We start from the raw sequence: 20,820 nt of genomic DNA, 5'->3' as shown, positions 1-20,820 counted from the left end.
AGGAGGCTTTTTACATGAGTGAAAGAAATGAACGTAAAACTAGAATCGGTAAAGTTGTGAGCGACAAAATGGATAAAACAGTTGTAGTTGCTGTTGAAGATTTAGAGCAACATCCACTTTACAAAAAAGCAGTGAAAAAGACTGTAAAATTTAAAGCTCATGATGAAAACAATGACAGCCATATTGGCGATACTGTTGAAATCATGGAAACTCGTCCATTGTCTAAAGACAAACGTTGGAGAGTTATTGAAGTTCTTGAAAGAGCTAAATAAGAATACAACGACTTTTGTATTCTCTATGAATGGAAGAATTTCATAAAGGAGGGAAAACAATGATTCAACAACAAACAATGCTTAATGTTGGTGATAATACTGGTGCGAAAGAGATCATGTGCATTCGTGTGCTTGGTGGTTCTTACCGTAAATTTGCTAACATTGGTGACGTAATTGTAGCTGCAGTTAAATCCGCATCTCCAGGTGGTATGGTGAAAAAAGGTGATGTTGTTAAAGCTGTAGTTGTACGTTCTAAAAAAGGTTTACGTCGTCCTGACGGTTCTTATATTCGCTTTGATGAAAATGCTGCGGTAGTGATCAAAGATGATAAGACACCTAGAGGTACTCGTATATTTGGACCAGTAGCTAGAGAGTTACGTGAAAAAGATTTTATGAAGATCGTATCCCTAGCTCCAGAAGTAATCTAAGGTAGGAGGTGCCTAGTTTGTCACAAAGTAAATTGCACGTAAAAAAAGGCGATACAGTTCTTGTTTTATCCGGCAAAGATAAAGGCAAACAAGCGAAAATCATTGAAGCATTACCGAAAAAAGCTAAGGTTGTTATTGAAGGCGTAAACAAAGTGAAACGTCATACAAAACCTAGCCAAAGTGCTCCACAAGGTGGCATCGTGGTAAAAGAAGCTCCAATGAATGTTGCAAAAGTTATGTTGGTTTGTCCTGCATGCTCTAAAGCAACTCGTATTGCAAAAAAAGAATTAAATGGTAAATTCGTTCGCGCATGCAAAAAATGCGGCGAAATCGTTGATAAATAAGAAATGATGGAAAGGAGGTAACCTGTCAGTGGATAGACTGAAAGAGAAATACCTTAATGAAGTAGCTCCGGCTATGACTGAAAAGTTCGGATATAAAAACGTAATGGAAATTCCTAAAGTAGAAAAAATCGTAATTAACATGGGTGTTGGTGAGGCTGTAGGTAATCCTAAAGTTCTTGATTCAGCAGTAGCAGATTTAACTCTTATTTCTGGTCAAAAACCAGTGCTTACTCGTGCTAAGAAATCTTTAGCTGCTTGGAAATTACGTCAAGGCATGCCAATTGGTGCGAAAGTAACACTTCGCGGTGAACGCATGTACAATTTCATGGATAAATTTATGAATGTTGCTCTTCCACGTGTACGTGACTTCCGTGGTATCAGTGCAAAAGCATTCGATGGACGTGGAAATTACTCCATGGGTCTGAAAGAGCAATTAATTTTTCCTGAAATCGAGTATGACAAAATTGATAAAGTTCGTGGAATGAATATTATCATTGTAACAACTGCAAAAACAGACGAAGAAGCGAGAGAGCTTCTAAAATTAATGGGAATGCCATTTAGCGCGTAAAGGAGGTACTTATTGTGGCCAAAAAGGCGATGATTGAGAAATGGAATCGCGAACCTAAATTTAAAGTTCGTGCGTATAACAGATGTAAAATTTGCGGCCGTCCACATGGATTTATTCGTAAGTTTGAAATGTGCCGTATTTGTTTCAGAGAACAAAGCTACAAAGGTGCTATCCCTGGGGTAACCAAAGCTAGCTGGTAAACATTAACGGAAGGAGGATATCTACCTATGGTAATGACTGATCCAATTGCTGATATGCTGACTCGTTTGCGTAATGCAAATTCTGTATATCATGAGAAAGTAGAAATACCGGGATCAAAAATTAAAGAAGCAATTGCTAACATTTTAAAAGAAGAAGGCTTCATTAAAGATTTTGATTTCGTTTCTGACAATAAACAAGGTGTTATTCGCATTAGCCTGAAATATGGTCCTAATCGCGAAAAAGTAATCACTGGCATTAAACGTATTTCCAAACCTGGTTTACGTGTATATGCAAAAAGTGAGCAATTACCTCGTGTACTTGGTGGACTTGGGATCGCGATTGTTTCTACTTCAAAAGGAATGATGAGCGATAAGCAAGCTCGTCGCAATGGTCTTGGTGGCGAAGTAATCGCTTACGTTTGGTAATATAGTTTGTGTAGCTAGGAGGTGTACGAATGTCAAGAATTGGTAGAGCACCTATTGAGATTCCAGCTGGCGTAACAGTAAAAATGGAAGATAATACGGTGACTGTAAAGGGTCCAAAAGGCGAATTAACTCGCGCTTTTCATAAAGATATGATTATTGAAATTGAAGGTAACGTTCTTACAGTAAAACGTCCTTCCGATGTAAAAGAACATAGATCATTGCATGGTCTTACTCGCACATTAATCAATAATATGGTAATCGGCGTAACAACCGGTTTTACAAAAACTCTTGAAATCAATGGTGTTGGTTACAGAGCGGCGAAAGCTGGTAACAATGTAAACTTATCACTTGGTTTCTCTCATCCAGTAGTAGTTGAACCACCTAAAGGTATTACTTTAGATGTTCCTGCTCCAAATAAAATCATTGTATCCGGTATTAATAAAGAAGAAGTTGGCGCAATGGCAGCTAACATTCGTGGATACAGAGAACCAGAACCTTACAAAGGTAAAGGTATTAAATACGAAGGTGAAACTATTCGTCGTAAAGTTGGTAAAGCCGGCGGTAAAGGCAAGAAGTAATCTTTAAGTGAAAGGAGTGACTAACTTGCTTCTTAAAGCAGATAAAAATAAAGCTCGTCAAAAACGTCATTTAAGAGTACGTAAAAATATTTCTGGTACAGCTCAAAAACCACGTTTAAACGTGTTCCGTAGCTTAAGTAATGTTTATGCGCAAATCATTGATGATGTGAATGGTGTAACTTTAGTTGCAGCAAGTTCTAAAGATAAAGATTTAGCATTGAACTATGGCGGAAATATCGAAGCTGCAAAAGCAGTTGGTGCAGCAGTTGCAAAACGCGCATTAGAAAAAGGTATTGAAGATGTAGTTTTTGATCGTGGTGGTTATATCTATCATGGTAGAATTAAAGCATTAGCAGAGGCAGCTCGTGAAGCTGGACTAAAATTCTAAAAGTTTTAAAAAAGGAGGTAAATTATGGCCAGAATAGACTACACTTCTCTAGAATTACAAGAGAAAGTTGTTTATATCAACAGAGTTGCGAAAGTTGTTAAAGGCGGACGTCGTTTCTCATTCAGCGCACTTGTTGTTGTTGGAGATGGAAACGGTCACGTTGGTGCTGGTTTAGGTAAAGCCGGCGAAGTTCCTGAAGCAATTAGAAAAGGCATCGAAGATGCTAAGAAAAATCTTATTAGCGTATCGCTAGTAGAGAGATCAATTCCACATCAAATTATTGGTGTATTTGGTGCAGGTCGCGTACTTTTAAAACCTGCTGCTGAAGGTACTGGAGTTATTGCTGGTGGTCCTGCACGTGCCGTGCTTGAGCTTGCTGGTATTCATAACATCCTAACAAAATCACTTGGTTCATCTAATCCAAATAACATGGTTCGTGCAACGTTAAAAGGGTTAGAACAATTGAAAAAAGCTGAATTAGTAGCTGAACTTCGTGGTAAAACTGTTCAAGAACTTTTGGGTTAAGGAGGAATTTTTGATGGCAAAACTAAAAATCACTCTTACCAGAAGCCTGATCGGCAGACCTGAAAAACAAAGAGCTACTGTTAAGGCTTTAGGTTTAAGAAAAATCAATTCATCAGTAGAACAAGAAGATAATGCGGTGATTCGCGGCATGGTTCATAAAATTGAACATCTTGTTACAGTTGAAGAATTGCAAGACTAAGTTCAAGGAGGTGCTATGCATGAAATTACACGAATTAGCTCCAGCGCCTGGATCTAAAAAAGTACGTACCCGTGTTGGTCGTGGTTTAGGTTCTGGCCTAGGTAAAACATCCGGTAGAGGTCATAAAGGACAAAACGCTCGTTCCGGTGGTGGCGTTCGTACAGGATTTGAAGGCGGTCAAATGCCACTTTATCGTAGACTACCAAAACGTGGTTTTACTAACATATTTGGAAAAGAATACGCAGAAGTGAATATTGCTGACTTAAATCGTTTTGAAGACGGTGCTGAAGTAACGCCAGTAACTTTAATTGAAGCTGGTATTCTTAAAAATGTACGCGATGGTGTACGTATTTTAGGTAACGGCGAATTAACAAAGAAATTAACTGTAATCGCTAACGGCTTTACAAAATCCGCTGAAGCAAAGATCACTGCAGCTGGCGGAAAAGTCGAGGTGATCTAAGGTGCTTTCGGCCCTGTCAAATATACTCAAGATAACTGAGCTCAGACAAAAAATCGTATTCACACTGACGATGTTTGCTATCTTCAGACTAGGAACTCATATTCCTGTTCCGGGTGTTGATGCGAGTGTAATCGAAAAATTGTTCACGAGCGGCAACCTTTTTGGCCTTTTGGATTTATTTTCCGGTGGTGCTTTAAGTAAATTCTCAGTATTTGCGATGAGTATTACACCTTATATCAATGCTTCAATTATTATGCAATTATTAACAGTAGTTGTACCACAATTAGAGCAATGGTCTAAGGAAGGAGTAGAAGGGCGAAAGAAGATTACCCGTATTACTCGGTATGCAACTGTTTTTTTAGCTTTTATTCAAGCGATTGGTATGGCTTATGGATTAAAAGCTGCGATCATAAATCCAGGGTTCGCGTCAATTCTTTTAATAGCAATTACGCTTACAGCTGGTACTACATTTTTGATGTGGATTGGTGAACAGATTACTGAAAAAGGCATCGGTAATGGGATATCTCTTATTATCTTTGCTGGTATAGTTTCAAGATTGCCTGAAGGGGTAATGCACATTTGGCAGTACTTACAAGCAGGCGCAATTAATTTATTCAATGTTTTATTGTTTGCAATTATTGCAATTGCGATGATTGTATTTGTAATTGCAATACAACAAGGTCAACGTCGCATTCCTGTACAATATGCAAAACGTGTCGTTGGTCGCAAAATGTATGGTGGTCATTCAACACACATTCCGCTTAAAGTAAATCAAGCGGGTGTTATTCCAATAATCTTTGCGTCATCCGTGCTGATGTTTCCAGTAACTATTGCCCAGTTTATTGATATTGGATGGGTAAAAACAATTGCGGAATATTTTGCGTGGGGAACTCCACTTCAAACAGTGCTTTATGCGCTTATGATTATTTTCTTCACGTATTTCTATACTGCGGTTACTGTAAATATATCGGATATGGCAGAGAATCTGAAAAAATACGGTGGTTTTATTCCGGGATTACGTCCTGGCAAGCCAACGGCAGAATATTTAGACCGCGTTATGACCAGAATTACTCTCGCTGGAGCAGTTTTCCTTGCTTTAATCGCAATCTTACCAAATTTTATCGCGGCTGTTACAAATATTGATGGGGTTTATTTTGGTGGTACTGCCCTACTGATCATTGTCGGTGTAGCACTTGATACGATGAAGCAAATTGAGGCTATGGTCTTAATGCGTCACTATCAAGGATTCATGAAGTAGGGAGGAAATCGAATGTATATCCTATTAATGGGCCCTCCGGGTGCTGGTAAAGGTACTCAGGCGGCTATGTTAGTTGAAAAGTTTACAATCCCTCATATTTCTACAGGAGATATGTTTAGGGCTGCGGTAAGTGAAGGAACTGAGCTGGGTAAACAAGCAAAAGCATGTATGGATGCTGGTCAATTGGTTCCGGATAGCATAACTATCGGTATTGTAAAAGAACGTCTGGCAAAACCAGACTGTCAAAATGGTTTTATTCTTGATGGTTTTCCACGTACTATTGAGCAAGCGGATGCACTTGATAACACGCTTGAAGAACTAAAGATAAAACTTGATCGCGTGATAAACATCAGTGTTCCGGCTGAAGATTTAATCAGCCGGGCAACTGGACGCCGTATTTGTAAGAACTGTGGTGCTACTTACCATGTTACTTATAAGCCTACTCAAGTAGAAGGTAAATGCGATACATGTGGCGGAGAAACATATCAACGAGCTGATGATAGCGAAGCTACCATGACAAAACGTCTTTCGGTTTATGCTCAGCAGACTAAACCGTTAGTGGAATACTATCAAGATAGAGGTTTATATACTGAAATCGACGGTAGGCAGGCAATTGATAAAGTTCTTACCGATATTGTTGCTAGCTTGAGGAGCGAATAGGATGATCATCCTAAAGTCTGATCGAGAAATTGACTACATGCGTGATGCTGGTAAGATTGTAGCACAAACGCTGGTTGAGATTCAGAACGCTGTTAAGCCGGGAGTTAGTACACTCGAGCTTGATAAAATCGCCGAGAAATATATAATAAGCTGCGGAGCAATTCCCGCTTTTAAAGGCTATGGTGGTTTTCCAGCGACAATTTGTTCATCAATTAATGAAGAAGTTGTTCATGGAATCCCTGGTTTAAAAAAGTTAAAAAATGGAGATAATGTCAGTATTGATGTTGGTGCGGTAATTAATGGTTATAATGGTGACTCGGCTGTGACTTTTCCAGTTGGTGAAGTTACAGATGAGATGCAGGAACTATTAAATGTTACCGAGCAGTCTTTATACAAGGGTATTGAACAAGCAATTGATGGTAATCGTCTCGGAGATATATCTAATGCTGTTCAAACATGCGCCGAAAAACATAGTTACGGAATCGTCCGTGACTATGTGGGGCATGGAATTGGCAGAAAAATGCATGAAGATCCTCAGATACCGAATTTCGGTGCTGCTGGTCGCGGACCACGGTTGAAAGCTGGTATGGCATTAGCGATAGAGCCGATGATTAATTTAGGAACTCACGAAGTAAAGACATTACATGATGGATGGACGGTTGTAACAAAAGATAAAAAGCCTTCGGCACATTTCGAGCATACAATCGTTGTTACTGATGGTAAGCCCGAGATTTTAACAAAACGCTGAGGTGATCTAAAAAGTGAAGAGCGTTTATCCTATATCATTAGGTCAGAAAGTCGAAAGCATTACCGGTCGTGATGCAAATAAGATTTATCTGGTTGTCGCAATAAAAGGGAAGGAAGTATTTCTCGCTAATGGCAGAGAAAGAAAGCTTGCCAATCCAAAGAAAAAAAATATTCGGCATGTCAAAGTTTACAAGTGGATTGCTGAGGCTGTGGCTGATAAATTTGCAAGTAACAAAAAAGTTACGGATGAAGATATTCGCCTAGCTATCGTCAAGTGCACATCGGATAATTTGTGACAAGCGGACGAGGAGGGAGAGATCTCATGTCCAAGCAAGACGTAATTGAGGTTGAAGGAAAAGTACTTGAAGCATTGCCAAACGCAATGTTCCAAGTTGAATTAGAAAATGGTCATGTTGTATTGGCACATGTTTCAGGTAAAATTCGGATGAATTTTATTCGTATCTTACCTGGTGATAAAGTTACAATTGAGCTTACGCCATATGATTTAAAACGTGGCCGTATAACCTACCGTTTCAAATAGTCTTTTTGATGTCTGGTGCAAACAGGCATCAGGCAAGTAAATTGACAATGTAAGAAAAGGGGGCATAAACGCAATGAAAGTTAGACCGTCGGTTAAACCTATTTGTGAGAAATGCAAAGTAATTAAACGTAAGGGTCACGTAATGGTGATTTGCGAGAATCCCAAACATAAACAAAAACAAGGTTAGGAGGTGCTTATTATATGGCACGTATTGCCGGAGTAGATTTACCTCGTGATAAGAGAATCGAAATCGCTTTAACATACATTTTTGGTATCGGTCTTACAACTTCAAAAGAGATTTTAGCAGCTACTGGTATTAATCCTGATACTCGTACTCGTGATTTAACTGAAGATGAAGTTGCAAAACTTCGTGAGATCATCGATAAAAATTATAGAGTAGAAGGCGACTTACGTCGTGAAATTTCTTTAAATATTAAACGTTTAGTTGAAATTGGTTGCTATCGTGGTAGAAGACATCGTATGGGTCTTCCTGTTAGAGGTCAAAAAACTAAAACTAATGCGCGTACTCGTAAAGGTCCAAAAAGAGCTGTTGGCGCTAAAAAGAAAAAGTAAGGGAGGGTTAAGCATTGGTAGCTAAAAAAGTTGCTCGTCCAAAAAGAAGAGAACGTAAAAATATCGAGCATGGTATTGCTCATATTCGTTCTACTTTTAACAATACAATCGTAACGATTACGGATACAAAAGGAAATGCACTTTCTTGGGCAAGTGCAGGCGGACTTGGTTTTAGAGGTTCCAGAAAAAGCACACCATTTGCTGCGCAAATGGCAGCTGAAGTAGCAGCAAAAGCCGCTATGGAGCATGGTCTTAAACAAGTAGAAGTATTTGTAAAAGGTCCTGGATCAGGTCGTGAAGCTGCAATCAGATCATTACAAGCGACTGGATTGGAAGTTAACTTAATTAAAGATGTTACTCCAATTCCTCATAATGGATGTCGCCCACCAAAACGTAGAAGAGTTTAATAGGAGGTGCAAAATAGATGGCAATAGATAGAGTTCCTGCTCTTAAAAGATGTAGAGCACTTGGAATTGAACCAGCTGTAGTTGGATTAAGTAAAGAATCCAAACGTCAACCAAGACGTGCTGGCAAAAAAATGAGTGAATACGGAATCCAATTAAGAGAAAAACAAAAAGCAAAATTCATTTATGGTGTTTTAGAAAAACCATTTAGAGCTTATTATGATAAAGCGAAAAAAATGCCTGGTATTACTGGTGAAAACCTACTTGGTCTTTTAGAAAGAAGATTAGATAACGTTGTTTATCGTTTAGGATTAGCTGCTACTCGCAGACAATCCCGCCAATTAGTTTCTCATGGTCATATCCTAGTAAATGGCAAGCGCCTTGATATTCCATCCGCTTTAGTAAGAGTTGGCGATGTAATTTCAATTAAAGAATCCAGTCGTGCAAACGAATTCTTTAAAGGTCTTGCAGAATCATTTGATTCTTTAAGTACACCAGCTTGGCTTACTGTAGATGCGCAAAACTTAGGCGGTACAGTAACAAGATTCCCTAATCGTGATGAAATTGATGTACCTATCGAAGAACAAATGATCATTGAATTGTACTCCAGATAAGCTGCCCTCACCCGTGGGCATAGCGTAACTTGGTATTGCGCATAAATGAGGAGGGTTATTCCAGATGATCGAAATCGAAAAACCGAAGATTGAGATAGTGGAAATTAGTGAAGACAATCGTTATGGCAAATTTGTCTGCGAACCGTTAGAGCGTGGTTATGGAACTACACTTGGCAATAGTTTGCGCCGAATCTTGTTATCATCCTTGCAAGGTGCAGCTGTTACATCAGTTAGGATTGAAGGAGTTCTTCATGAATTTTCTACTGTGCCAGGTGTTCGGGAAGACGTTACTAACATCATTTTAAATTTAAAATCACTTTGCCTAAAAACATACTGTGAAGAGCCAAAAGTAATCAGAATTGATGTAAGCGGTGAAAAAAACGTTACTGCAGCTGATATCATCACTGATGCGGATGTAGAAATTTTAAATCCTGAATTACACATTGCTACAGTAGATGCCAGCGGTTCACTGAAAATGGAACTTACCGTTGAACGTGGCCGCGGCTATGTCCCTTCCGATAAGAATAAAAAACCTGATCATGTCATTGGGATTATTCCTATCGATTCAATTTTTTCGCCAATTCAGAGGGTTAACTATACGGTAACAGATACTCGTGTGGGTAACGTCACAGATTACGACAAATTAACTTTGGAAGTATGGACTGACGGTAGTATGAGACCGGAAGAAGCAGTTAGTAAAGCTGCAAGCATTATGATTGCTCATCTTAGACTATTCCAGAACATGGCCGGAGTTCCTCAAGAAGACGAAGAAACTGAAGGAACATTTACTGAACCAGCGGAAAGTGCTGTTTCTAAAACTTTAGAAATGACAATTGAAGATTTGGATTTATCAGTTCGTTCCTACAATTGCTTAAAAAGAGCTGGCATTAACACAGTTGCTGAATTAGCTCAAAAGAGTGAAGAAGATATGATGAAAGTGAGAAACCTTGGTCGCAAGTCTCTTGAAGAAGTTAAGAAAAAACTTGATGAGCTAGAATTATCACTTGTTGAATTTGAAGAATAGGAGGAGGGAAGAGAATGGGCTACAGAAAATTAGGCCGTGATTCAAGCGCACGTAAAGCATTATTTCGTAGTATTTTGACTTCCTTCTTTAAATATGAGCGTATTGAAACTACTGAAGCGAAAGCAAAAGAAATTAGTGGTCTTGCAGATCAACTAATTACTTTGGCTAAGCGTGGCGACTTACATGCTCGCCGTCAAGTTTTAGCACGTCTTATGGACGAAGAAGTTGTGAAAAAACTATTTGATGAAATTGCACCTAAATACAATGAACGCCAAGGTGGTTACACTCGTGTACTAAAACTTGGTCCTCGTCGCGGTGATGCTGCGCCGATGGCAATTCTTGAATTAGTGTAATAAGTATTTAATGAGGCGACCTTGAAGGTCGCCTTTATTGACGGTTAAAACTTTTAATCGTCAATAAAGGCGATTTTTTTGTATAAGAAGGTTTACTTAGTCTATTAAATAATTATAAAGAACTAAGTAAGATGCAAAAGATTTTTTATATATTATTTAGAATAATCTCCTGCAGGTTTAGGAGGAAACAAAGATCTTTAGGCTGTGTATCCATTTTCAATGGAGATTTAAATCTTGCTGAACTATATTTGTTAATCTGAGAGGTGAATGATGAAAAACATAATAGAAGTTAAAAATTTAAGTCATATTTATCATGAGAATACAGGAAATGAATTTATTGCTTTGCATGATATTAATTTAAATGTACATGAAGGGGAATTTTTAGTTATTATTGGTACGAATGGTTCAGGAAAATCGACATTGGCAAAACATTTTAATGCACTTCTTATGCCCTCCAATGGTACTTGTAAAGTAGATGGATTAGATACTAAATCATCAGAAGATTTATGGAAAATAAGACAGAAGGTAGGAATGGTTTTTCAAAATCCAGATAATCAGATTGTTGCAGCAATTGTTGAAGAGGATATTGCTTTTGGTCCAGAAAATCTAGGGGTTCCAAGTGATGAAATAAAAGCACGTGTCACAAAAGCATTGAAGCAGGTAGGGATGGAATCTTATCGAAGTCATGCACCACATTTATTATCAGGCGGACAAAAACAACGTGTCGCGATTGCTGGAACTTTGGCTATGCAAACGGAGTGTCTTGTACTTGATGAGCCAACAGCGATGTTAGATCCACAAGGACGTTCAGAAGTATTAGAAACATTAAAAAATTTACATAAAGAATCAGGCATTACAATTATTTTAATTACACATTTTATGGAAGAAGCTGTAGAAGCAGATCGTGTTATTGTTATGGAAAAAGGAAGTATTTGTATGCAAGGGAATCCTGTACAAGTTTTTTCAGAAGTAGAAAAATTGCAAGAGTTAGGATTAGATGTCCCTTTAGCAGCGCAAATCGTATATAAACTAAGAAAAAAAGGAATAGATATTCCACAAAATATTATTACAGATAAAGCTTTGGTGGAGGCATTATGTCAATACAATTAAACAATGTATCTTACACTTATATGGCAAGGACACCTTTTGAGAAACAAGCAATTAAGAATATCAATCTTGAAATAAAAAAGGGTGAGTTTGTTGCGATTATTGGGCATACTGGTTCTGGAAAATCTACACTTGTACAGCATTTAAATGGGCTATTAAAGCCGACAAATGGTTCCATTACAATTGATGAAATAGTTCTTGGTAAAAAAGATGAAAAATCTAAATTGGCGAGAAAAAAGGTTGGCATGGTATTTCAGTATCCAGAACATCAACTATTTGAAGAGACGATTTATGCGGATATCGCGTTTGGTCCTAAAAATTTGGGATTGGGTAAAAAAGAAATTGATAAGCGTGTCCGCCGTGCTATGAATTTTGTTAATCTTGATTACGATATGTACAAGGAACGTTCTCCATTTCAGCTTAGTGGGGGGCAGATGAGGCGTGTAGCAATTGCTGGAGTTGTTGCGTTACAGCCAGATTATTTAGTCCTTGATGAACCAGCAGCAGGGCTAGACCCATGTGGACGAGATGCAATTTTCAATAAAATTGTTGAATTACATAAAAAGACTGGGATAGCAGTTATTTTAGTATCACATAATATGGATGATGTAGCAAAGATGGCCTCTAGACTTATCGTGATGAAATCAGGTGAAGTAGCAGTTGATGGTAAACCGGCAGATGTATTTAAAGAAACAGAAACGTTAGTAAATACTGGACTTGACATACCACAAATTATATCGCTTATGCGTGCTTTAGAAAAACGAGGACTTCCTGTTAATACGGATGTATTAACAATAAATCAAGCTGTAGATAGCATTTTATCAGCTTTAAGGGGGAAAAATCATGCTAAGTGATATAATCATAGGTCAATATTTCCCGGGGAATTCTTTTTTATATAAACTTGATCCGAGAACAAAAATTCTTCAGTTACTTGCTTTGATTAGCATAATCTTTATGATACATTCATTTTCTGCATATAGTCTTTTAATTGCTTTTACAGCAGTTATTATTATTCTGTCGCGGTTACCGATAATTATGTTGTTAAAATCAATAAAGCCTCTTTTATGGATTATAGTATTCACGATACTTATCCATTTAATTTCTACACCGGGAATCACAGTATGGACTATAGGATTTTTGTCGATTACGCAAGAAGGTATTGCGCAGGCTGCACTTATTTCAATTCGATTAATTTTACTGATTGTATTATCTTCTATATTAACCTTGACGACATCTCCTCTGGCCTTAACGGATGGACTTGAGAGCTTATTAAATCCATTGAAAAAATTTGGAGTGCCTGCTCATGAATTGGCAATGATGATGACGATTGCACTTAGATTTATTCCGACGTTGTTAGAAGAAACGGATCGAATAATGAAAGCGCAAGAATCTAGAGGTGCAGACTTTACCACAGGTTCTTTAAAAAAGCGTGTGCAACATATGATTCCATTATTAGTTCCTTTATTTATTAGTGCTTTTCGCCGTGCTGATGATCTGGCAACAGCAATGGAAGCTCGTTGTTATCGTGGTGGGGAAAATAGGACACGAATGAAAGAACTAAAATTGAAATATATTGATTACATATCTTATGGGATTATGGTAATTTTTTTTGGAGTATTAATTTTACTAAATATGTGTGGGTATTAGTATGGTTGACTTATCAATGAAATTAAAAGAAAATGCGAGGAATATCATGTTAGTTCTTGCCTATGATGGAGGACAATATCATGGCTTTCAGCGGCAGAAAAATGCTATATCAGTACAAAATATTTTAGAACAGAAGCTAGCTGTTCTATTTGGTCATACAATTGAACTTGCAGCGTCGGGAAGAACAGATGCAGGTGTACATGCTTATGGACAAGTTGTCAATTTTTTTACTATAGGTACAATTCCTATTGATCGTGTGGTAAAAGCAATCAATAGTTTATTACCTGATGATATTGTAGTACAAAAGGCAAGAGAAATGGATATGGAGTTTAGTGCAAGGCATTCGGCAAAAGATAAAACTTATATTTATCGAGTACAGCAGGGAGAGTTGTTAGATCCATTTTTACGCAGTTACACTTGGTTTGTTAAAAAGAGCCTCAATATTGATTTAATGAATCAAGCATTGGCAATGCTCGTTGGGGAACATGATTTTTCGGCTTTTCAAGCAGCTGGCAGTGCACCTATGCATCCAGTTCGGACGATTTATCGTGCAGATTGTGAAAAGCAAAATAATGAAATTATTTTTACTTTTTGGGGAAATGGTTTTCTCTATCATATGGTGCGTAATATTGTTGGAACAATTGTTAATGTGGGATTAGAAAAAACCTCAATTGAAAAATTTAGAGAAATTTTTTACTCAAAGGATCGAAAGAAAGCAGGTGCGACGGCACCTGCACAAGGACTTTATTTAAAAGAAGTGAACTATTGACAAGAAAAGAACAAGAAAATGTGGATAAAAGCGATTAGATTTTCAAAAGAGTTAAAAACTACTTTAATTAAGTTTATTTTATGCAAAAATATAATGATTTTTTAAATAAAGGCTATACAAGAGGATTCTAGACTGGTATAATATTTCGTGTTGTTAATTATCCACAAGAAGTATGTGGATAAGATTTGGGCGGATTGAGTAGATTAGAGAAGTTGGATGAATTGAAAACTTTGTTAAAAAAGTAAAAATAGCTTGACTTTACTTACTATTTTTATTAAAATGACTCTATGAGGCTTTTACCAAGTTCCCACTAGCCCCGGGAATACGGACAAATCTTCACAACGATTATGAATTGTATGAAAGTTTGTTACAAGGAGGGAAATATCGAATGAAAACAACGTTTATGGCAAACGTATCAAACATTGAACGTAAATGGTACGTAGTAGACGCTGAAGGTCAAACTGTAGGTAGATTAGCTGCTGAAGTTGCGAAAGTGCTTCGCGGTAAACATAAACCGACTTTTACACCTCATGTTGATACTGGTGATCATGTCATCGTTATCAATGCAGATAAAGTAGTATTCACTGGTAAAAAATTAATCCAAAAAACTTATTTCCGCCATTCGGGTTATCCAGGAGGAACTACATTTACAACAGCTGGCAAGATGCTAGCAACAAGACCTGAGAGAGTCGTAGAAATGGCTGTTAAAGGAATGTTACCAAAAAATAGACTTGGTGCAAAAATGTACACTAAATTAAATGTATACGCTGGTTCTGAGCATCCACATGCTGCTCAACAGCCGGAAGTACTTAATTTAAATATTAGATAATAACTGGAAGGAGGAACATCATTAATGGCATTAGTTACTTACTACGGCACAGGCCGCAGAAAAACTTCCGTTGCTAGAGTTCGTCTGGTTCCAGGTGAAGGAAAAATCATTATCAACGGTAGTGAACTTAAAGAATACTTTGGTTTGAAAACTCTTGAATTGATTATTAAACAACCTTTAAACTTGACTGATACTCTTGGTAAATACGATGTAATTACAAAGGTAGAAGGTGGCGGTCCATCCGGACAAGCTGGCGCTATCCGTCATGGTATTTCCCGTGCTCTTTTAAAAGTAGATGCTGAATTACGTCCTGCTCTTAAAAAAGCTGGTTTCTTGACACGTGACCCACGTGAAAAAGAACGTCGTAAATACGGCTTGAAAAAAGCTCGTAAAGCATCCCAATTCTCCAAACGTTAATATTTATATTTTCATATGGAAATTGCAAACCCTGCAAACCTCAAGGTTGCAGGGTTTTTTGTACTATTTTGATTTTATTAAAAAATGAGGGAGAAAGATGAAGTATCAAGCAGTAATTTTTGATTTGGACGGAACTTTATTAAATACATTGGAAGACTTAGCTGATAGTGTAAATTTTGCTCTAAAGCAATTTGGTTATCCAATAAGAACCATTGCAGAAGTTCGTGCTTTCGTTGGTAATGGTGTACAAAAATTAATAGAACGTGCTGTACCAGAGCAGACGACTATGGAAAAGACTTTGGCTTGTTTGGAAGTCTTTCGTAATTATTACGCAAAAAATATGCGAAATAAAACATGTTTATATGAAGGAATAAAAGAACTCCTCCAAGGATTAAATGAACGAAAGATAAAAATGGCAATTGTATCCAACAAATTTGATGCTGCAGTAAAAGAATTAAAGAAAGAGTTATTTAGTGAATATATACAGGTAGCTATTGGCGAATCCATTACAGTGCCAAAAAAACCGAACCCCTCAGGTGTATTTGCAGCGTTAGAAGAACTCGGAGTAAAGACAGAAAATGCTTTATATGTTGGTGACTCTGAAGTGGATATAATGACCGCGAAAAATGCAGGAGTAATATCAGTTGGAGTTACTTGGGGATTTCGTGATTGTACGGTTTTAGAAAATTCAAAGGCAGACCATATTATTCATACGCCACAAAGATTATTGGATATTATTGATTTTTCTATTTAAAATTTTTCTATTTTGTTGTATAATTTGTCATGTATAGTTAAATATAGGAAACGGGGTTGAGTGTTTTGAAAAAGTTAGCATTAGTGTTATTTATGGTAGGGACATTCATATCTAACGGACAAGTCGCAGGGGCGCAGAATATTCTAACGGATTCAGATTTCGATTTTACAAGCATTAGAAGATTGATTGTTTGTGAAGCAAATAATTCAACTGAAAAGGATTCCTTAACGAATGATGCTCTTTATCACGCTTTTTTGACTAGACCTGATAAGGTAAATTTGCAAATTAGTGGGATAAGAGATTATACGGGAAAAATCAATCAAGACCAATTAAGCTCATTAGCGAAATACGCAGAGGTCTATATGGTACCAACTGTTGTTAGACAACGAAATACACATATATTTTTTGAAGTGTATGAAGTTACTACTCAAAAGTTAATTTATAGTGAGCGTGTTAGTGTGAGTGGAGCACAATCAGCTAAATTATATGAAGATGCAACGAAACAATTTTATAAAGAGTTTAATCAGCTTTTAACGGGCAAAGCAAAATTGGAGAAGAAATCAGATAAAGCAGCATAAACAAGGCTGTTTCAGTAGGCGTTTTAACTCACACTGAAATCAGACGCGTAATCCAGGGGCTTACAAGGTCTTTACTTCCACTTAAAGAAGCAGGGGTATTAGAGCACGTTAGCCATCGGATAAAAATAAAATGCAGTAAATTAGATTTCTCAATCTTTTTGCTGCATTTTTATATTTCTATAAAAAGTAAAGAAAGAAGTTAGAATCTTCAATAAAATGGATTTACCTATAAATGAGAATTATGTCTTTACAGTTATAGATAAAAAATGAATGATTGTGTATTTTTTTGTATATTTTATTGACAATTATCTAGACGATAAGTATAATTGTCTGTAATTGATATTATTAATAGAATCACTTAATGATGTCATTTTGTTGACCGCTTTATAGTCAGCTTTTTTTTATGTCTGTAAAATAGTTAGGATTTATTAAGGTATTACTGTTATTTATTTGAAATTATTTGATTATTTTTACTATGTTTTTATCTTGAGCCTGGAAAAGCCCTCGATGAGGGCTTTTATTATCTTGTTGCTTAGCATATAAAAATAAAAAATTAGAAATTTGTGGATTAAGTATTTTTATTACAGAAAGTGAAATACTTTATTGCAATAGCTTTATTTATATTTTAATTTTCATAATATACTTAAAATAATTTAAGGAGAGGATAAAATGGCTGAATTTAGTGGCGTTGGAATTTTTCTTGTTATTGCATTATTTTTTCCATTGATGGCATTATTACCATCGTGGCTTATACAACCTCGTCAGCCAACCGAGGAAAAACAAAAGCCTTATGAATGTGGCGTCGATACAATCGGCAAGAGCTGGGTTCAATATCGAGTGAGTTATTTTTTATATGCATTAGTATTTTTAGTGTTTGATATTGAAACTGTATTTTTATATCCATGGGCAGTTAAGTTTGGTGAACTAGGGTTATTTGCTTTAATTGAAATGTTTATCTTTTTGGGCATCTTAGTTATGGGTCTATGGTATGCCTGGAAGAAAGGAGCTTTGACATGGAAATAGTTGATTTAGTACCACCTTCGTTAAAGGATAATGTAATCGTGACAAGTGTGGATAGTTTGTTTAAATGGGCTAGAGGAAATTCTTTATGGCCGCTAACTTCAGGCCTTGCATGTTGCTCTATCGAAATGATGTGTTCGGCAGCAGCCCGTTTTGATGTGTCTCGTTTTGGCTATGAGGTATTTAGACCTTCGCCGCGTCAAGCTGATTTATTAATCGTTGCAGGGACGTTGACTTGGAAAATGGCACCGCCATTAAAAAGATTATATGAGCAAATGCCAGAACCTAAATATGTAATTGCAATGGGAAATTGTGCAAATGCTGGAGGCCCATTTGCAGATTCATATTCTGTTGTCCCAGGCGTTGATCAAATTTTACCGGTGGACGTATATGTACCAGGATGTCCGCCAAGACCAGAAGCTTTAATCTATGGTCTAATGCAATTAAAAGAAAAAATTCAAAATCCTGAAGTAGTAAGGATGGGAAAAGATGAGCAGGAAATATCTGAATAAAGTTTTATTGGGGAAAATTGAAAATATATTTAAGGATTCAGTAGAGTTTATCGGTGAAGAAGACTCTCCAGCGATTCTTACAGATGCGAAACATTTATTAGATGTATTAACATATTTAAAAAAGGAACCGGCAATATGGCTAAATATGCTGAGTAATGAAACGGCTGTAGATTATCCGGAGTATTACGAAATGGTATATCATTTGTATTCTCAGATGGTGGGTCATACAGTAGTGGTAAAAGTTAGATTGCCAAAGGAAAATCCAGTTGTACCAAGCATCACTAAAATTTGGCAGAGTGCAGATTTTCAAGAACGGGAAATTTATGATTTAATGGGAATTATTTTTGAAGGTCATTCAAATTTAAAACGAATTTTATTACCAGATGATTTTGAAGGACATCCATTACAAAAGAACTTTAAAGCTTTAAAACGGGAAACGGGGTGCTAGAGAATGCCTATTACAGAAAAATACACCTTAAATATGGGACCCCAGCATCCAAGTACGCATGGGGTTTTACAAGTTGAATTGGAGCTTGATGGTGAACGAGTAATAAAAGTTACACCCCATATGGGATATTTACATCGTGGAATTGAAAAATTATTGGAAAGCAGAAATTATGTGCAAGCAGTTCCTTATACAGATCGATTGGATTATGTTTCTTCAATGAATAACAACTTGGCATATTGTCAAACGGTTGAAAAATTAGCGAATATTACGGTGCCACAGCGGGCTGAATATATTAGAGTAATTGTAGCTGAACTTAATCGTATTGCCAGTCATTTAATTTTCATTGGTACTCTAGCAATTGATTTAGGTGCAAGCACGGGAATGATTTATGCATTTCGTGATAGAGAGAAAATTCTTGATTTGTTTAATTTGATTTGTGGCGCACGAATGACTTTTCACTATATACGTATCGGTGGGGTAGCTGCTGATGCACAGCCAGAGTTTATCAAAGATACTTATGATTTTCTTGATTATGTACCTAAAATGTTAAAAGAATATGATGATTTGCTTTCTGGAAATGAAATTTTTCAAATGCGTTTGAAAGGGACATCTATTTTGACAGCAGAAGAGGCAATGCATTTTGGTGTAACAGGTCCTACGCTTCGTGCTAGCGGCATCGCATATGATTTGAGAAAAGCCGATGGTGGCTATGGTATTTATAACCGTTTTGATTTTGATATACCGATAGGGAAAAACGGCGATAACTGGGATCGATATATCGTTCGATTTAAAGAGATTGAGGAAAGCACGAAGATTATCCGTCAGGCTTTAGATCAATTGCCAGAAGGCGAAATTATGGCGAAAGTGCCACGGGCGTTAAAACCGCCGGCTGGTGAAATTTATCATAGTGTGGAAAATCCTCGTGGTGAACTAGGGTTTTATATTGTAAGCAACGGAACATTAAAGCCATATCGCATACATATTAGAAGACCGTCGTTTATTAACTTGCAGGCACTAGATACGATGTGTAAGGGAATGTTAATCGGTGATGTAGTAGCGGTATTGTCAACGATAGATCCACTGATGGGTGAAGTGGATTGTTAGTAAACTTTTGTTTAGGCAGGTGAGAGTATGCATAGCGGGATATTGATGTCTGTTGCCGATTGGATAGAAAATTTACTTATGGCGTTCATCGGCAATATGGATATCGTTAGTATAATTATGCTTTTTGTAAAAATTGGTGGAATATTTGGTGTTGTTTTAACATCCGCAATTGTTCTTGTTTATATGGAGCGAAAAATATGCGGGTTTATGCAGGTTCGGCTAGGGCCGAATCGTGTTGGCCCACGAGGAACTTTACAATCGGTAGCTGATATGTTGAAGCTGTTAGGAAAAGAGGATATTATCCCCGAACGGGTAGATAAAATTGTCTGGGCGCTTTCACCAATGTTGTTATTTGTGCCAGCGGCACTTGTATATTCTGTGTTTCCTTTTGATGATGGTGCGATTTTTGCAGATTTGAATATTGGGATTTTCTTTGTGATTGCAATTTCTGCTCAATCGGTATTGCCTTTTTTAATGGGTGGTTTTGCATCGAATAATAAATACTCGCTTATTGGTGCAATGCGTACGGTAGCGCAGATGCTTAGCTATGAAATTCCACTGGTGTTTGCATTGCTTGGTATTGTGATGATTACCGGTTCAATGAAAATGAGTACAATTGTAGAAATGCAGTCTGAAGTTTGGTTTATTGCATTACAACCTCTAGCTTTTTTAATTTTTGTTATTTGTGCGACTGCGGAAACGAATCGTACTCCGTTTGACTTAGTAGAAGGGGAATCAGAGATTATTGGTGGCCCATTTACTGAGTATAGTGGTATGCGCTGGGCTTTATTTTTCTTAGCCGAATATGCAAATTTATTGGCGGCATCTATTTTGACAACGACTTTATTTTTAGGTGGTTGGCATGGTCCGTATTTGCCGGGAATGTTATGGTTCTGGATTAAAGTGTTTGCAATGATTTTTATCTTTATGTGGTTTAGATGGACATTCCCACGCTTTAGGGTAGATCAGATGCTATCTTTTGGTTGGAAAGTACTATTGCCTGTAGCATTAGTTAATGTATTATTAACAGGTATTGGTGTATACGTGTATAGATGGTTATGTTAGGAGTGAAA

At 37.1% G+C, this 20,820-nt stretch carries 35 protein-coding genes; all 35 read left to right on the top strand.

Going from position 1 to position 20,820, the window contains the following annotated elements:
* The first annotated feature begins 14 nt into the window (after window positions 1–14).
* The 35 genes from rpsQ (at window position 15) to nuoH (ending at window position 20,812) form a co-directional block, all read left to right on the top strand.
* Window positions 15–272: a 30S ribosomal protein S17 gene (gene rpsQ, locus P3F81_RS09265; RefSeq protein ID WP_147670337.1), complete on the top strand. Its 258-nt coding sequence runs from the start codon at window positions 15–17 to the stop codon at window positions 270–272.
* Window positions 273–331: 59 nt separating this feature from the next.
* A complete protein-coding gene (gene rplN, locus P3F81_RS09260) occupies window positions 332–700 on the top strand; it encodes a 50S ribosomal protein L14 (protein ID WP_147670339.1) in 369 nt (122 codons plus the stop codon).
* Between the two features lie 17 nt (window positions 701–717).
* Window positions 718–1,044: a 50S ribosomal protein L24 gene (rplX, locus tag P3F81_RS09255; RefSeq protein ID WP_147670341.1), complete on the top strand. Its 327-nt coding sequence runs from the start codon at window positions 718–720 to the stop codon at window positions 1,042–1,044.
* A gap of 28 nt (window positions 1,045–1,072) precedes the next feature.
* A complete protein-coding gene (gene rplE, locus P3F81_RS09250) occupies window positions 1,073–1,612 on the top strand; it encodes a 50S ribosomal protein L5 (RefSeq protein WP_147670343.1) in 540 nt (179 codons plus the stop codon).
* Between the two features lie 14 nt (window positions 1,613–1,626).
* Window positions 1,627–1,812: a type Z 30S ribosomal protein S14 gene (locus tag P3F81_RS09245; RefSeq protein ID WP_147670345.1), complete on the top strand. Its 186-nt coding sequence runs from the start codon at window positions 1,627–1,629 to the stop codon at window positions 1,810–1,812.
* A gap of 27 nt (window positions 1,813–1,839) precedes the next feature.
* Window positions 1,840–2,238, top strand: coding sequence for a 30S ribosomal protein S8 (gene rpsH, locus P3F81_RS09240; RefSeq protein ID WP_147670347.1), 399 nt, complete (start codon window positions 1,840–1,842; stop codon window positions 2,236–2,238).
* A gap of 29 nt (window positions 2,239–2,267) precedes the next feature.
* Entirely contained in the window at window positions 2,268–2,816 is a 549-nt protein-coding gene (rplF, locus tag P3F81_RS09235; protein WP_147670349.1) for a 50S ribosomal protein L6, read from the top strand.
* A gap of 25 nt (window positions 2,817–2,841) precedes the next feature.
* Window positions 2,842–3,204, top strand: a complete 363-nt coding sequence (rplR, locus tag P3F81_RS09230; protein WP_147670351.1) for a 50S ribosomal protein L18 — start codon at window positions 2,842–2,844, stop codon at window positions 3,202–3,204.
* A 24-nt stretch (window positions 3,205–3,228) separates the two neighbouring features.
* Window positions 3,229–3,729 carry a 30S ribosomal protein S5 gene (gene rpsE / locus P3F81_RS09225; RefSeq protein WP_147670353.1) on the top strand — a complete coding sequence of 167 codons (501 nt, stop codon included), beginning with the start codon at window positions 3,229–3,231 and terminating at the stop codon, window positions 3,727–3,729.
* A gap of 13 nt (window positions 3,730–3,742) precedes the next feature.
* Window positions 3,743–3,928: a 50S ribosomal protein L30 gene (gene rpmD, locus P3F81_RS09220; protein ID WP_147670355.1), complete on the top strand. Its 186-nt coding sequence runs from the start codon at window positions 3,743–3,745 to the stop codon at window positions 3,926–3,928.
* A gap of 19 nt (window positions 3,929–3,947) precedes the next feature.
* Window positions 3,948–4,388: a 50S ribosomal protein L15 gene (rplO, locus tag P3F81_RS09215; RefSeq protein ID WP_147670579.1), complete on the top strand. Its 441-nt coding sequence runs from the start codon at window positions 3,948–3,950 to the stop codon at window positions 4,386–4,388.
* 1 nt (window position 4,389) lies between these two features.
* The gene (gene secY, locus P3F81_RS09210) at window positions 4,390–5,646 is read left to right on the top strand and encodes a preprotein translocase subunit SecY (protein WP_147670357.1); all 1,257 of its coding nucleotides are present in this window, start codon (window positions 4,390–4,392) and stop codon (window positions 5,644–5,646) included.
* Between the two features lie 12 nt (window positions 5,647–5,658).
* Complete coding sequence (locus P3F81_RS09205) at window positions 5,659–6,306, top strand: adenylate kinase (protein WP_147670359.1); 648 nt, start codon at window positions 5,659–5,661, stop codon at window positions 6,304–6,306.
* Between the two features lies 1 nt (window position 6,307).
* The gene (gene map, locus P3F81_RS09200; protein ID WP_147670362.1) at window positions 6,308–7,054 is read left to right on the top strand and encodes a type I methionyl aminopeptidase; all 747 of its coding nucleotides are present in this window, start codon (window positions 6,308–6,310) and stop codon (window positions 7,052–7,054) included.
* Window positions 7,055–7,067: 13 nt separating this feature from the next.
* On the top strand, window positions 7,068–7,349 hold the full coding sequence (locus P3F81_RS09195) for a KOW domain-containing RNA-binding protein (protein ID WP_147670364.1): 282 nt from the start codon (window positions 7,068–7,070) through the stop codon (window positions 7,347–7,349).
* 26 nt (window positions 7,350–7,375) lie between these two features.
* Window positions 7,376–7,594, top strand: a complete 219-nt coding sequence (gene infA / locus P3F81_RS09190) for a translation initiation factor IF-1 (RefSeq protein WP_147670366.1) — start codon at window positions 7,376–7,378, stop codon at window positions 7,592–7,594.
* A 73-nt stretch (window positions 7,595–7,667) separates the two neighbouring features.
* The gene (gene rpmJ / locus P3F81_RS09185; RefSeq protein ID WP_004092858.1) at window positions 7,668–7,781 is read left to right on the top strand and encodes a 50S ribosomal protein L36; all 114 of its coding nucleotides are present in this window, start codon (window positions 7,668–7,670) and stop codon (window positions 7,779–7,781) included.
* Between the two features lie 14 nt (window positions 7,782–7,795).
* Window positions 7,796–8,167 carry a 30S ribosomal protein S13 gene (gene rpsM, locus P3F81_RS09180; RefSeq protein WP_147670368.1) on the top strand — a complete coding sequence of 124 codons (372 nt, stop codon included), beginning with the start codon at window positions 7,796–7,798 and terminating at the stop codon, window positions 8,165–8,167.
* Between the two features lie 14 nt (window positions 8,168–8,181).
* Entirely contained in the window at window positions 8,182–8,574 is a 393-nt protein-coding gene (gene rpsK, locus P3F81_RS09175) for a 30S ribosomal protein S11 (RefSeq protein WP_110955714.1), read from the top strand.
* Between the two features lie 17 nt (window positions 8,575–8,591).
* Window positions 8,592–9,185 carry a 30S ribosomal protein S4 gene (gene rpsD, locus P3F81_RS09170; protein WP_147670370.1) on the top strand — a complete coding sequence of 198 codons (594 nt, stop codon included), beginning with the start codon at window positions 8,592–8,594 and terminating at the stop codon, window positions 9,183–9,185.
* A 64-nt stretch (window positions 9,186–9,249) separates the two neighbouring features.
* Window positions 9,250–10,209, top strand: a complete 960-nt coding sequence (locus P3F81_RS09165; RefSeq protein ID WP_147670372.1) for a DNA-directed RNA polymerase subunit alpha — start codon at window positions 9,250–9,252, stop codon at window positions 10,207–10,209.
* Between the two features lie 14 nt (window positions 10,210–10,223).
* A complete protein-coding gene (gene rplQ / locus P3F81_RS09160) occupies window positions 10,224–10,562 on the top strand; it encodes a 50S ribosomal protein L17 (protein WP_147670374.1) in 339 nt (112 codons plus the stop codon).
* Between the two features lie 270 nt (window positions 10,563–10,832).
* A complete protein-coding gene (locus P3F81_RS09155) occupies window positions 10,833–11,672 on the top strand; it encodes an energy-coupling factor transporter ATPase (protein ID WP_147670376.1) in 840 nt (279 codons plus the stop codon).
* Window positions 11,657–12,523, top strand: a complete 867-nt coding sequence (locus tag P3F81_RS09150; protein WP_147670379.1) for an energy-coupling factor transporter ATPase — start codon at window positions 11,657–11,659, stop codon at window positions 12,521–12,523. Before P3F81_RS09155 ends, P3F81_RS09150 begins: the two co-directional genes overlap by 16 nt.
* Window positions 12,513–13,316, top strand: coding sequence for an energy-coupling factor transporter transmembrane component T family protein (locus P3F81_RS09145; protein WP_147670381.1), 804 nt, complete (start codon window positions 12,513–12,515; stop codon window positions 13,314–13,316). Before P3F81_RS09150 ends, P3F81_RS09145 begins: the two co-directional genes overlap by 11 nt.
* Before the next feature lies 1 nt (window position 13,317).
* Window positions 13,318–14,085 carry a tRNA pseudouridine(38-40) synthase TruA gene (gene truA / locus P3F81_RS09140; protein WP_147670383.1) on the top strand — a complete coding sequence of 256 codons (768 nt, stop codon included), beginning with the start codon at window positions 13,318–13,320 and terminating at the stop codon, window positions 14,083–14,085.
* 388 nt (window positions 14,086–14,473) lie between these two features.
* Window positions 14,474–14,914, top strand: coding sequence for a 50S ribosomal protein L13 (gene rplM, locus P3F81_RS09135; protein WP_147670385.1), 441 nt, complete (start codon window positions 14,474–14,476; stop codon window positions 14,912–14,914).
* A 24-nt stretch (window positions 14,915–14,938) separates the two neighbouring features.
* The gene (gene rpsI / locus P3F81_RS09130) at window positions 14,939–15,331 is read left to right on the top strand and encodes a 30S ribosomal protein S9 (RefSeq protein WP_147670387.1); all 393 of its coding nucleotides are present in this window, start codon (window positions 14,939–14,941) and stop codon (window positions 15,329–15,331) included.
* Window positions 15,332–15,428: 97 nt separating this feature from the next.
* Window positions 15,429–16,085 (top strand): HAD family hydrolase, encoded by a 657-nt coding sequence (locus P3F81_RS09125; RefSeq protein WP_147670389.1) that lies wholly within the window; start codon window positions 15,429–15,431, stop codon window positions 16,083–16,085.
* 65 nt (window positions 16,086–16,150) lie between these two features.
* Window positions 16,151–16,663 carry a hypothetical protein gene (locus P3F81_RS09120; protein WP_147670391.1) on the top strand — a complete coding sequence of 171 codons (513 nt, stop codon included), beginning with the start codon at window positions 16,151–16,153 and terminating at the stop codon, window positions 16,661–16,663.
* Between the two features lie 669 nt (window positions 16,664–17,332).
* Window positions 17,333–17,686: an NADH-quinone oxidoreductase subunit A gene (locus P3F81_RS09115; RefSeq protein ID WP_147670393.1), complete on the top strand. Its 354-nt coding sequence runs from the start codon at window positions 17,333–17,335 to the stop codon at window positions 17,684–17,686.
* Window positions 17,677–18,195, top strand: a complete 519-nt coding sequence (locus P3F81_RS09110) for an NADH-quinone oxidoreductase subunit B (protein ID WP_147670395.1) — start codon at window positions 17,677–17,679, stop codon at window positions 18,193–18,195. The genes P3F81_RS09115 and P3F81_RS09110 overlap by 10 nt, the downstream gene beginning before the upstream one ends.
* Window positions 18,173–18,643: an NADH-quinone oxidoreductase subunit C gene (locus P3F81_RS09105; RefSeq protein WP_147670397.1), complete on the top strand. Its 471-nt coding sequence runs from the start codon at window positions 18,173–18,175 to the stop codon at window positions 18,641–18,643. Before P3F81_RS09110 ends, P3F81_RS09105 begins: the two co-directional genes overlap by 23 nt.
* A 3-nt stretch (window positions 18,644–18,646) precedes the next feature.
* The gene (locus tag P3F81_RS09100) at window positions 18,647–19,747 is read left to right on the top strand and encodes an NADH-quinone oxidoreductase subunit D (protein WP_147670399.1); all 1,101 of its coding nucleotides are present in this window, start codon (window positions 18,647–18,649) and stop codon (window positions 19,745–19,747) included.
* Window positions 19,748–19,774: 27 nt separating this feature from the next.
* Window positions 19,775–20,812 carry an NADH-quinone oxidoreductase subunit NuoH gene (gene nuoH, locus P3F81_RS09095; RefSeq protein ID WP_147670401.1) on the top strand — a complete coding sequence of 346 codons (1,038 nt, stop codon included), beginning with the start codon at window positions 19,775–19,777 and terminating at the stop codon, window positions 20,810–20,812.
* Window positions 20,813–20,820: the final 8 nt, after the last annotated feature.

It is taken from the genome of Selenobaculum gibii (assembly GCF_030273445.1).
Classification (GTDB): domain Bacteria; phylum Bacillota; class Negativicutes; order ICN-92133; family ICN-92133; genus Selenobaculum; species Selenobaculum gibii.
Note: the sequence above shows the minus strand (reverse complement) of the source record. Positions and strands in the feature narration are given on the sequence as shown.

Coding starts and splice junctions, on each gene's coding strand:
- rpsQ (WP_147670337.1), top strand. CDS start 15: ATGAGTGAAAGAAATGAACGTAAAACTAGAATCGGTAAAGTTGTGAGC.
- rplN (WP_147670339.1), top strand. CDS start 332: ATGATTCAACAACAAACAATGCTTAATGTTGGTGATAATACTGGTGCG.
- rpsH (WP_147670347.1), top strand. CDS start 1,840: ATGGTAATGACTGATCCAATTGCTGATATGCTGACTCGTTTGCGTAAT.
- rplF (WP_147670349.1), top strand. CDS start 2,268: ATGTCAAGAATTGGTAGAGCACCTATTGAGATTCCAGCTGGCGTAACA.
- rpsE (WP_147670353.1), top strand. CDS start 3,229: ATGGCCAGAATAGACTACACTTCTCTAGAATTACAAGAGAAAGTTGTT.
- rpmD (WP_147670355.1), top strand. CDS start 3,743: ATGGCAAAACTAAAAATCACTCTTACCAGAAGCCTGATCGGCAGACCT.
- rplO (WP_147670579.1), top strand. CDS start 3,948: ATGAAATTACACGAATTAGCTCCAGCGCCTGGATCTAAAAAAGTACGT.
- P3F81_RS09205 (WP_147670359.1), top strand. CDS start 5,659: ATGTATATCCTATTAATGGGCCCTCCGGGTGCTGGTAAAGGTACTCAG.
- map (WP_147670362.1), top strand. CDS start 6,308: ATGATCATCCTAAAGTCTGATCGAGAAATTGACTACATGCGTGATGCT.
- infA (WP_147670366.1), top strand. CDS start 7,376: ATGTCCAAGCAAGACGTAATTGAGGTTGAAGGAAAAGTACTTGAAGCA.
- rpmJ (WP_004092858.1), top strand. CDS start 7,668: ATGAAAGTTAGACCGTCGGTTAAACCTATTTGTGAGAAATGCAAAGTA.
- rpsM (WP_147670368.1), top strand. CDS start 7,796: ATGGCACGTATTGCCGGAGTAGATTTACCTCGTGATAAGAGAATCGAA.
- rpsD (WP_147670370.1), top strand. CDS start 8,592: ATGGCAATAGATAGAGTTCCTGCTCTTAAAAGATGTAGAGCACTTGGA.
- P3F81_RS09165 (WP_147670372.1), top strand. CDS start 9,250: ATGATCGAAATCGAAAAACCGAAGATTGAGATAGTGGAAATTAGTGAA.
- rplQ (WP_147670374.1), top strand. CDS start 10,224: ATGGGCTACAGAAAATTAGGCCGTGATTCAAGCGCACGTAAAGCATTA.
- P3F81_RS09155 (WP_147670376.1), top strand. CDS start 10,833: ATGAAAAACATAATAGAAGTTAAAAATTTAAGTCATATTTATCATGAG.
- P3F81_RS09150 (WP_147670379.1), top strand. CDS start 11,657: ATGTCAATACAATTAAACAATGTATCTTACACTTATATGGCAAGGACA.
- P3F81_RS09145 (WP_147670381.1), top strand. CDS start 12,513: ATGCTAAGTGATATAATCATAGGTCAATATTTCCCGGGGAATTCTTTT.
- truA (WP_147670383.1), top strand. CDS start 13,318: ATGGTTGACTTATCAATGAAATTAAAAGAAAATGCGAGGAATATCATG.
- rplM (WP_147670385.1), top strand. CDS start 14,474: ATGAAAACAACGTTTATGGCAAACGTATCAAACATTGAACGTAAATGG.
- rpsI (WP_147670387.1), top strand. CDS start 14,939: ATGGCATTAGTTACTTACTACGGCACAGGCCGCAGAAAAACTTCCGTT.
- P3F81_RS09125 (WP_147670389.1), top strand. CDS start 15,429: ATGAAGTATCAAGCAGTAATTTTTGATTTGGACGGAACTTTATTAAAT.
- P3F81_RS09115 (WP_147670393.1), top strand. CDS start 17,333: ATGGCTGAATTTAGTGGCGTTGGAATTTTTCTTGTTATTGCATTATTT.
- P3F81_RS09110 (WP_147670395.1), top strand. CDS start 17,677: ATGGAAATAGTTGATTTAGTACCACCTTCGTTAAAGGATAATGTAATC.
- P3F81_RS09105 (WP_147670397.1), top strand. CDS start 18,173: ATGAGCAGGAAATATCTGAATAAAGTTTTATTGGGGAAAATTGAAAAT.
- P3F81_RS09100 (WP_147670399.1), top strand. CDS start 18,647: ATGCCTATTACAGAAAAATACACCTTAAATATGGGACCCCAGCATCCA.
- nuoH (WP_147670401.1), top strand. CDS start 19,775: ATGCATAGCGGGATATTGATGTCTGTTGCCGATTGGATAGAAAATTTA.